Below are 6770 nucleotides of genomic sequence, written 5' to 3'. Positions count from 1 at the left end.
AGCAGAAATCAGCGAATCACGTACGGTTGAGATACGGCTTCTTACGCCGGCCGGGCTCCCGACGGCGCGGAGCCAGCGGGTGAAACGCTGGGTCTGGTGTGGCGGGTTGAGACGGCGGAACCAGCCCGCCTCCCGTTCCGCGTCCGTGTGGTCGGAGACGGCGAATACCACGACGGCGTCGCCGTCCCGCTCAAGGATGTTCTCCGCCACCAGTGTCTCCAACGTCACCACGCACGCCTCGTACACACTCTCGCGCCACTGGCACAGCTCCAGGCCGCCGAGGGTCATGGAGTGTGTGAGCAGGTGCCGGTTCACCTCGGTGAAGTACTCATGGCCCGCCCCCTCGTGCGCCCATTCGGCCGGGCTCCACTGGTAGTACTCCGCGTCGTCCGGATCGGCGGCCTGGCTGCGGGCCAGATGATCCCGGGTGTTGACCGCGCAGCAGACCGTCATCGCCGCCGCATCGGAGTACAGCGCGTATCCGCAGCACTCCATGCCGCCCCATCTCTCCGCGAGGCAGGTGAAGGCCACACGTGCGGCAGGCAGCAGCATGGTCAGCAGCGTTTCGCTCCCGGGCGCGGCGGGTGTTTCCCCGGGACGGTACTCCCGGGCTCGCCCGGCGCTCATCGTGAACTCCGGTCATGATCGAGGTCGGCGCGGGTCCGCAGGAAGGCGAGGTACCTGGGGTCGTCCTCGTCGAAGATCTCAGGACCGCCGCCCATGTAGGCCCGCATCAACTCGTCCGCCGCGCGGGTGTGGTCGCCGAGTTCCAAGGCGTTCTGGCCCAGGCGGAGATGGATGAAGGGGTTGCCCAGTCCGCCGGGGCACCGGACGGCGTTGTGGAAGCACCGGTACGCCCTGTCGAAGACACCCTGCCGAAAATGCACCTCACCGATCGCCACGTAGATCCAGGTCGACGCCGCCCAGTCACTCGGATCATCCGGCAGCAGCCGCAGGGCCTCCACGTACAGCGCCTTGGCTTCGTCGAGTCGCCCCGCCTCGGCCAGGGTGTCGCCGCGACGGCACAAGCCATCGATCTCGGCGGAGAGGCGGTCGGGCAGGGGCACGGCTGTTCCTTCGATCTCTAGTGTACGGGCAGCGTTTTCAGGCCGGTTCCACTGAGGACGTTCCAGCCGGGTCCGCGTGTGTCGGTGTCCGTTCGGCCGCTGCCACCACGGCGGCACAGGTCCGCTCGGCCTGGACGACGATGATCGCCACCCTGATCAGAGCGTTCCGCTCCACCTGTGCGCAGCATCCCGCGAGGTTGCGGGCGACGTCCTCCTCCCTCGCCGCCTCGGCGGTCACCGCCCGGCTCTGACGACGGCTGCGCTCTGGTCTGCGGGGCGGCGACACACCAGGTGCGGATGCCTGTCCAATCGAGAGCTCCTTCTGCGCAGTCGACACCGACGTGCAGGGTAATGGATGGCAGACCAACCTTGGAAGGCATTCCATTATTGGGAAGTACTCAAGTAGAATCCTGTCTTCGTGAGAGAGCCGAACCTGTCGCGAGTTGGCCGAGAACGAGAGGCCACCCGCGCAACCAGCATGAAGGTGTGATGGACGCAGCCGCGGCCAGGCGGAACGGCGCCCTCCGGAGAGGCACGCCCGAGAGTGGAGCGAAGTTTGCCTGTCAGCCCTACGGCGACCAGCGTGACCTCGCTCCGCCGGTCACGCTCCTCGTTGGGGTTCCTGGATGCGCATGGCCGCGCGGCGGGAGCAGGTCCTGGAATGGATTCGCCGCGCATCCTCGGATTCCATCACACAATTCCAACGGTTCGGGGCAGTAGCGACGAGCGGTTTCAACGAAGGCACTGCCAGATCCCTCCGTACCCGATCCAGCCGCCTGCGGTCGCGTGGCCGGCCGCCGTTCGTCACTGTCTTCGGCGCACAAGGTCTGGTGGCGCAGTACACCAAGCAGTGCGGTGCCTGATCGAACTCGTGCCGACCCTGATGCCCCCGCTCTCGGATGATTGAACAGCGACAATGACTTTTGCACTCCACGGCTTCCTCGGTCCCGACTCCCCAGAGATGTCGAATGAGTCACTGGCCGCTGACCTGCGCGAGCTCTTCGAAGACGAAGCGGGCTTCACGCTGCAGTGGGAGCGGCTTCCCTTCTCCAAGGGCCCTACGCTCGCCCTCAGATGGGGAGCATGGCTGACGCGCGTCGCTTACGAAGAGAGCGAGACTGTCGCTGAGGATGCGCGCTTCGTGCACACAACGACCGGAGGATCGGTACCGTTTGATCTCTCGGCTGCCACAAGACGGGTCCGGGTCGTTTTCGGGGACGACGATGCCCGCGAGTACACGGACCAGATCATCTCGCTCATGGACTACCTTCGTGAGATAAAGGGTGCGATTGTCTTCGATCCTCAGCAAGCCGATGTCCTGCAGTGATTCCCGCTCGAAGCCCCTCGAAGACGAGGAGAGCCGAGCGACGATCACCGTGGCTCGGCGCACGACCACGCCCGAGGACGTGCTCGCCGCCGTGGTCCGCAAAGCCGGTCCACGAGCTGAACGCGGTGATGGCCAACCGGTACGTCCCGCCCGAGGAGTTGGCCGACGACGCCCCCAGAGTCGACCCGGGACTGGTCCCCAGCCATGTGGAGGAACCTGGCGCCCCCCGTCGCCGCAAGGGATCCAGCTGGCCCGGCCGCTTGCGGAGACCGCGACCACGAGCTCTCGCCAACCCCGGAACTCCCCGACATCGTTCTCGCCGTCATCGCCGCCCGTCCCGGGTCGGGCCGCCGAGGCCCGGCAGATACTAGGGAGACGAGCACACCGCGCCGCAGAGGAGACCCCGTGCTGACCCTGTCCACCTGGCGGGCCCGTTTCGACCCCGACCGGCTGAGGGCGCTGCACACCGGGCAGCCCCTGTTCAGGGACGGCTCTGACGTACCGCCGCGCGGCAATCTCGCCTCATGACGGTGGGCGAGGCATGGCGGAAGATACAGCCGCTGCGCGTCCCCGTTGGCTGGAAGATGGGCTGGAACGGCCTCTACGAAGTGGACCCCGGGCCCGACACCATCGACTGGCTGTACGGGTCCGTGCTGATCAGCGCTGACCACGCGGGTACGGGACTGTCCTTCGACACCCGGTGGGAGCCGGAAGGCGATCCTCAGGGGTGTTACGTCGTGGACTTCCTGCGCCTGGATCGACGTAGGGACGGCGGGGTGGGTGCTGGGGTACTGCTCGGCACCTGGACGACGCGGAGTCGCCCCGCACTCGTGGCGGCCTTGGAGGAGTTCATGTTCACACGCAAGGTACCGGGCGCGACGTACGGGACGTGCGGTGCCAACGGGCCTGGCAGACTTCCGGCGGGGCAGGAGCCTGCGGCAGTGGACGAGTCGTTGCAGCGGAAGACCCACACGTGATCGAACAGTTGGACATAGTGGGCGAGGAGGCTGCGTGCTCACTCGCCGGAATCCATGCGCGTTCATCGATGGCGGGCGGCGCCCGGGTGGTGATCGGCGCCGACGCGTCGGTGATTCTCTCCGACGCCGTGGACGAGCCGGGGCTGAGCGGGGTGTGGAGCGGTGAGCTGTTCCGGCTGATGGGCCCGGCGTTGGCCGTGGTGCGAGCACGGCTGGTGGAGGAGTCGGACGGTCCCCTCCCCGTACATCTTTTCGTGCGTGTCTTCGGGGGCTGCCGCTATCTGGGCGTGGGCCGGCCGGTTTATTCGTCCTGTGCCGACGGTGAACTGCTCCAGTGCGACCTGAGGATCGAGCCCCCGCTTGCGCCCGAGGTCCTGGACGAGGTGCGGCCGACCGGTCCGTCACCGCAAACGCCGAGCCTGGACTGGCTCACGCGGCTGGGGGAGGATCGTGTCAGGGCGTTGGGACACTTCGCCACGGGCTGGTACCCGCGGCCGGGTCTCGCCCCGGCCGCACCCGGTGCGGTACCCGCCGGCCTGCCGCGCGCCCTGCGGGAGTTCTACCAGCTCGCCTACCAGCGGCCCGAGATGCTGGGCAGGCAGAACCGGATCCTGCCGGCCACCGAGCTGCGCTCGGGCGTGGATCCGCGACGGGTCGTCTTCGGCGAGGAGAACCAACTCTGCTTCCACTGGGAGCTGGACCCGGCCGAGACCGACCCGGTCGTCTGGCTGACAGCGGCGGAGGACTGCGCCGAACGCGAGCCGCTCAGCGGCTTCCTGATGCAGTTCTCGTTGTTCGAGGCGATGACCGGAGCACCGTACCAAGCCCAAGCCTGGTACACCCCGGTGCCGGAGCCGCTCGTGCAGGACCTCACCGACCGGTTGCGCCCCGTGCCGCTCCGGCCGTGGCAGTGGCCGGCCGACCCTACGACGTTCCACGTCGCTCCCGGCCTCATCGCATGCGTCAGTGACCTGGGCGACGGCATGTTCGAGATCACGATCGGCGCGCGGCACCGCGGTGCACTGCGGCCGTTCGGTGAGTTGGGCATCGACTGGTCGTCCTTCGACGGATGAACCCACATCCTGGGCTCCCTCACCCGGCTGCGCCGCGCCCTCGACGGCGAATGGCACGTGCACCTGGACGACGTGGACCTCCCGTGGGACGAATCCGAGGGCTATGTGTTGCGCGACACGGACGACACAGGCCGTGCGGCTGCCGAGCCGACCAGGACTGACGCGGTTCAAGGCGAGGAGAGCGCGTAGTGCGGAACACTGCCAGAACTCTCCAGCACGGTTGGGGCAGTCGAGGCAGCCGCACGAGACGACGGGGCCACCAAGCGGTAGACCCGAGGGACGCCGTACTCCGCCTGCAGCTTCTCCCCCGACAACCTGCCGACCTGTCCCGTCCACGAAAGTCTGCACAGCAGCGCGAGGGCGAGCGCACCACAACCAGGACCTTTACGGCGGTCGACGACTGAACCGTCATCGGATGCCGTCCGATGCCCTCCAAAGGCAGTCCTCGGCCGACGAGGCGCTGGTGGAGTCGTCCCCGTACCTCGCATTCAACGCCGGAGTCTTCGCGAAGGTACGCACCCCGGAACACCTGACTGGTGCATGGGCAGGGTCAGGGCCTGGTGTCAAGACCACGGGTGAACACAGCGATGACGGTGTCGAGCACGGGGCCCATGTCCTGCGGGTCGACATGGAGGCGGTCCGCGCGCCAGCTCAGGGCGAGGATGCCGTTCATGGCGGCCCACAGGGCGTAGGCCGTGGTTCTGGGGTCCAGGTCGGCGTTGAAGGAGCCGTCAGCGATACCGTCGCGCAGTGCGGCGGTGAGTTTGGCGTTCTGTTCGTCGACGAGGTCGGCGATGCCCTTCAGTGACCCGGCGTCGGCGGGGGGTTCGGCCAACAGCCGGAAGTGGTGCGGGCGTTCCAGGGCGAATCGCGCGTAGGCGTCGGCGGCCAGCAGGATGCGCTCGCGCGGGGTACCGGGGGTGGCATACGCGGCGTCCATGTACTCCCGGTTCTCCCGGAAGGCCCGCTCGGCCACCGCGACGAGGACCGCGGATCTCCCGCCCACCCGGTTGTAGACCGTCTGCACGGCCACGTCGGCGCGTTCGGCGACGGCCTCCAGGGTCAGGGCCGTGGGCCCGCCCGCGACGAGGATCTCCTCCGCCGCTTCGATGATCGACTGCCGCGTCGCGGCGGCCCGGCGGGCCGTTCGGGAGGTCTCGTTCGCTGCCACAGGGCGACTTTACAGAACCTCAAGATTTTATACCCTTCCACAGTTGGAATCTACTCCAATACTGTGTCTGTCGGTGTGGCCGGAACGGATGGGTTGTGGTGGCGGTGGCGGACCGCGGATTTTGAACGGCGTGGAGTCGGGTTCCCGCCTGGTGGCGTCCCGAGCGGCCGGTCGTCCGGGCCGACCGGACGGCGGATGATTCCGATGGGGTGTCCCGGAGGATCCCTGTTGCGGCGGCCGATTCTCTCCGCCTCGCTGCTGCGGCGCCTGCGGGGCCCATGGAGGCCATCGGAGGGGTTCTCGACCGTGATCTCAGTCGAGCAAGTGGTCAACCGCGCTGGTGACGATGGCGTGATGCCGTTGCTCACGTGCTGGACGACTCCGGCGCCTGCATCGCGACGGTCTGCGCCACCTGGACGAGTTCTTCGACGGCAACGACAACGAGGGATGCATCGCGCCGAACCAGTGGGGCTATGGGAGGCCTGTTCTTGCGGCACTGGCCGAACGCCTTCGCGCTGTCGAGAGACACGAGGGCGGTCGCACAGGCCATCACCCGCGCAGCCGGGCACTGAGCAACAGACCGCCCCAGAGCATGAAGCACATAGCACGTTCAAAGAAGCCCCAGACACACCCCGACCGTTCACGAGATAGTGGTGACCGCATGCGGAAACGACGCGCCAGGGGGAAGACGTGATCACAGGTGCCGAAGCCGCGACGGTCGCGAAAGCCGGAGCAAGCATCGCCCAGGGCATCAAGACCACGCTCGCTCAGCCCGATACCAAGTGGCCCAACGCGCGCGAGGCCCTGATGGAGCTCTTCATCATCCTCGACGATTGGTGCGAGAGCGCTGAGGAGAGCAACAGGTTCGCGCGGGAAGAGCTCGGTGCGCGGCTGCGGGCTCTTGAACACCCCATCCCTGTCACACCCACTCCAGCTCCACACACGGCGCCCAGGCCGAACCCCCGCACACCGCCGGTGCCCTCGCAGATGGCGACCAGCAACATCTTCCCCGGATACATCGAACGCACCACCCGGGACATTGACGGCGTGCTCAGCCCTTCAGGTCCTTGGTTCAAACAAGTGAACCTGCGCCCGTGCAGCACCGCGAGAGGGCCGCGCCGGCGTCTCTCATGACGGGACCCGACCCGTGGATGC

At 67.5% G+C, this 6770-nt stretch carries 9 protein-coding genes; 5 read left to right on the top strand and 4 right to left on the bottom strand.

Translation table 11 applies throughout. The features are described from left to right. The 3 genes from AC27LF_RS26600 to AC27LF_RS26590 form a co-directional block, all read right to left on the bottom strand. Positions 1-627: DUF4303 domain-containing protein (locus AC27LF_RS26600; protein WP_479658749.1), on the bottom strand; the 627-nt coding region annotated here is incomplete at its 3' end. Continuing rightward, positions 624-1067: a tetratricopeptide repeat protein gene (locus AC27LF_RS26595; RefSeq protein WP_479658748.1), complete on the bottom strand. Its 444-nt coding sequence runs from the start codon at positions 1065-1067 to the stop codon at positions 624-626. The genes AC27LF_RS26595 and AC27LF_RS26600, both read right to left, overlap by 4 nt. 37 nt (positions 1068-1104) lie before the next feature. Beyond that, complete coding sequence (locus AC27LF_RS26590; RefSeq protein WP_479658747.1) at positions 1105-1305, bottom strand: hypothetical protein; 201 nt, start codon at positions 1303-1305, stop codon at positions 1105-1107. Positions 1306-1983: 678 nt separating this feature from the next. Here AC27LF_RS26590 and AC27LF_RS26585 point away from each other — a divergent pair. The 4 genes from AC27LF_RS26585 (at position 1984) to AC27LF_RS26570 (ending at position 4444) form a co-directional block, all read left to right on the top strand. Beyond that, positions 1984-2394, top strand: coding sequence for a hypothetical protein (locus tag AC27LF_RS26585; protein ID WP_479658746.1), 411 nt, complete (start codon positions 1984-1986; stop codon positions 2392-2394). Between the two features lie 405 nt (positions 2395-2799). Next, positions 2800-2922: a hypothetical protein gene (locus AC27LF_RS26580; RefSeq protein ID WP_479658745.1), complete on the top strand. Its 123-nt coding sequence runs from the start codon at positions 2800-2802 to the stop codon at positions 2920-2922. Then, positions 2919-3371: a hypothetical protein gene (locus tag AC27LF_RS26575; RefSeq protein WP_479658744.1), complete on the top strand. Its 453-nt coding sequence runs from the start codon at positions 2919-2921 to the stop codon at positions 3369-3371. The genes AC27LF_RS26580 and AC27LF_RS26575 overlap by 4 nt, the downstream gene beginning before the upstream one ends. Beyond that, positions 3368-4444, top strand: a complete 1077-nt coding sequence (locus AC27LF_RS26570) for a hypothetical protein (protein WP_479658743.1) — start codon at positions 3368-3370, stop codon at positions 4442-4444. The genes AC27LF_RS26575 and AC27LF_RS26570 overlap by 4 nt, the downstream gene beginning before the upstream one ends. 550 nt (positions 4445-4994) lie before the next feature. On the opposite strand, the gene AC27LF_RS26565 is transcribed toward AC27LF_RS26570, so the two are convergent. Beyond that, the gene (locus tag AC27LF_RS26565) at positions 4995-5615 is read right to left on the bottom strand and encodes a TetR/AcrR family transcriptional regulator (protein WP_479658742.1); all 621 of its coding nucleotides are present in this window, start codon (positions 5613-5615) and stop codon (positions 4995-4997) included. A gap of 690 nt (positions 5616-6305) precedes the next feature. On the opposite strand from AC27LF_RS26565, the gene AC27LF_RS26560 reads away from it, so the two are divergent. Further along, positions 6306-6749, top strand: a complete 444-nt coding sequence (locus AC27LF_RS26560; RefSeq protein ID WP_479658741.1) for a hypothetical protein — start codon at positions 6306-6308, stop codon at positions 6747-6749. The last annotated feature ends 21 nt before the right edge of the window (positions 6750-6770 follow it).

This window comes from Streptomyces diversicolor, from assembly GCF_057537855.1.
This window is presented reverse-complemented; position numbering and strand designations above follow the sequence as displayed.

What these genes read in the sequence shown, in the direction of transcription:
- AC27LF_RS26585 (WP_479658746.1), top strand. Translation starts at nt 1,984, where the DNA reads ATGACTTTTGCACTCCACGGCTTCCTCGGTCCCGACTCCCCAGAGATG.
- AC27LF_RS26575 (WP_479658744.1), top strand. Translation starts at nt 2,919, where the DNA reads ATGACGGTGGGCGAGGCATGGCGGAAGATACAGCCGCTGCGCGTCCCC.